This is a genomic window from candidate division KSB1 bacterium (assembly GCA_022562085.1).
In the GTDB taxonomy this organism is placed as follows: domain Bacteria; phylum Zhuqueibacterota; class Zhuqueibacteria; order Oceanimicrobiales; family Oceanimicrobiaceae; genus Oceanimicrobium.
The window spans coordinates 1-2,773 of sequence record JADFPY010000457.1 but is presented as its reverse complement, the minus strand read 5'-3'; the positions used below and the strand labels follow the sequence as shown (position 1 = coordinate 2,773).

Annotated in this window: 2 protein-coding genes; both read right to left on the bottom strand. The window is 45.8% G+C overall.

Going from position 1 to position 2,773, the window contains the following annotated elements:
• On the bottom strand, nt 1–1,072 hold a 1,072-nt coding region (locus tag IH879_22170; protein MCH7677633.1), incomplete at its 3' end, for a Gfo/Idh/MocA family oxidoreductase.
• 360 nt (nt 1,073–1,432) lie between these two features.
• Complete coding sequence (locus IH879_22165; protein ID MCH7677632.1) at nt 1,433–2,380, bottom strand: DUF898 family protein; 948 nt, start codon at nt 2,378–2,380, stop codon at nt 1,433–1,435.
• Between the last annotated feature and the right edge of the window lie 393 nt (nt 2,381–2,773).

Sequence of the window (2,773 nt, the reverse complement as noted above, 5' to 3'; positions counted from 1 at the left end):
CGAACTCCTCGAGGTAGGGCTGAGACGGCTCCCACTTATGCGGCTCAGGACTTCGCCCCTCGATGTAAATTTGATCTCCATCTTTCATCCAGATGCCTTTGGTGCCCTGCACCCGGTAGCCGAGTGAATACGGACGGGGCAGGTTGGTGTCGTGTGTGACCACAATGGTTTCGCCGTTGGCGCAAGTGATAACCGTGGTGACGATATCTCCAAGCTTGAATTTGATTTTCGCATTCGGGTGATCTTCACCGCCCTGCTCGATAATGTAATTGTGCAGCCCGCGCGATTTTGTCGCCGATGAAGTGAGCGAAACAAAGCGGTTTCCCCGGTTGATGTTGAGATAGGTCGCGATCGGCCCGACCCCATGCGTTGGATAAAGCTCGCCGTTGCGGTTGATGGAATGCTGCGTGCGCCAAACGGATTCAGCCTGACCTTTGTCACCAAACTCCGCCCCGGGCTGAAATTTGATCGCCCGAAGATCATGCTGATAACCGCAGTGACAGTGAATGATCTCACCAAACAAACCGTGCCGAATCATATTAAGCACCGCCATGACATCACGCCGGTAGCAGACGTTTTCCAGAATCATACAAGGCACGCCGGTGGCCTCTGAGGTGTTGACCAGATCCCAGCACTCCTGCACTGAAAACGCCCCGGCAACTTCCAGGCCAACAAACTTTCCGGCGTTCATGGCGTCGAGGGCCATTGGAAAGTGCCATACCCAGGGCGTGGAAATCATCACAGCGTCCAGGTCATCGCGTTGCAACAGCTTTTTATAAACCGTTTCATTCTCACTATAAACTTTTGCTTTCTTCTTACCAGCCTCTTTGAGCATGGACTGGGCGATATCGATGCGCTCCATGTCAATGTCACAAATCGCCGGAACTTCTATGTCGTGCCGACGGAGCAGATTCTGCAGATGCACAGTCCCCCGCAGCCCGACGCCAATTAAACCAATTCTCGCTTTTGAATTCAGTGATTTTCCAAAGGAAATCGCCGGAGCCATTGCCACCCCGATACCGGCGATTGTACTTTTTTTAATAAAATCTCTGCGGTTGATTTTGTTAATCATTTGGGCACCTATCTGCTATTTGATTTTGGATGATGAATGTCATTAATGTTTGGGGGGACATAAACTTTTCTAAAACAGAGTTACTCATCAATTTAAAAAAAATCAAGCAAAAACTTTCTCATGACTTTGAAAAAAAGCAGGTTGTTTTTAAATGAAAAGGGCCGGGTTGCTGAAATTTCCGGGAGGGAAATGCTTTAGTTTGACTGGGGATGTGTTTTGGTGGTTAACAGTGGCTCGCGCCATGCTGCTCAGGGTCTTCCGAACTGAAGTCGTAGCCTTCTTGCTGACCTGTTGACAATTTGGGCGAACCCGTGTGAAGCATTAAAATGCGAGTAAAAATATATCTTTGGCCGGGTACATCTACAAGTTTGCCTCTAACAGAGAATGTAATCCTTCCCCGGTCGCATTAACTGTGTCAACGTGGCCCTGCTTCATACTTTGGGGATCAAAGTTCGCATCGAGGTAAAGGTGTTTTGCAAAAAACTTCATGCTTTGCACAAAGACGATTGGCGTGCCAAGTCCGAAGGTAAGCAGGAGGATCAAACCGTTGGGTACAATTAGCGTTAAGAAGCTTAACCCTGTTGCTTTGAAATGATATCTGCAGCCATCGATTGTGGTGTGATTGATAAGATAGCTGTAATAATCAGCCAGGAACCAGAAATAGTAAATCCCAAGTGTCAGTAAAGTTAGAACGACTCCTCTTAAAAAGAGGGGAAAAAGCTCCCTGCCATCGCCATCAAAACGGTAGTGCTTGTTTCCTACCCGGGATTTGCCAATCAAATAATCGTAAACTCGAACTGTAAAAAATGGGGCATAAAAGCCAAGGGTGAGGAGAGTCAGCAAAGCACCATTTACATAGATTGGCAAAAATTCCCGCCAGTCGCCGCTAAAGTTCATGCGGATGTTATTCCAACTTGTTCGTGACAAACGGTATTTGAGCATCCAGACAATCGCAACAGGGAGCAGGGTGAAAAGAAAGACAAATAAAGATAGTCCCGCAATAAAATAGGTGTCATCCAAAAGTTTCGGGAAAGTTATAAAGAGTAAAACGTAAGCTAAAGCTACAATTAGAAGAATTCCCATTGCTTTTAAGCGTCCAATAAGCAGCTCAAGCCCTGTGCCATGATAAAAATATCTTTTACTGGCAATTTCTAAATGGGAAAGAAAATATTTGCGATTTTCGGTGGCAGCCCAGGCGCTGTAGATTCCCAGGGTAAGAATTGTTAAGATGAGGTTTTTAAAAAAGATTGGACCGTACTCTCCAATGCTGCCATCAAAATGAGCGTGGTAAAAGCTTTGCCCTTTCATAGGACCCTCCCGACATGATGTGAAACACAGATAAAAAGGAGTTGCTTTTCCCCCAGGAATTGTGCAACTGATAGGTATAAAATTGAGCCGTTGTAAAATAGTACTTACAACCTCTTATTTTCAAGAAAAATAAATGATATGACCTAAGCCGGACAAGCCCCGTGGGATACAGATCCAACGGGGCAAGCCGGAAATCCCAAACCTGTGGTGAGCTAAGTCGAATCCATATCAAATCCCAAGCTTGTCCCCGAATGTTCCCCGATTAAAGAATTCGGGGACAAGTTTAGTCGGGGATAAAACTCAAACAGCAAATCACAATAAACAAAACGAATAAGGTTAGATTGTGAGAGCGTTTTTTTGCGAACCACAATCTGAACCGTTTGAACAACTACT

Excerpts from the sequence above, each read along its gene's own strand:
- IH879_22165 (MCH7677632.1), bottom strand. The coding sequence starts at position 2,380 with ATGAAAGGGCAAAGCTTTTACCACGCTCATTTTGATGGCAGCATTGGA.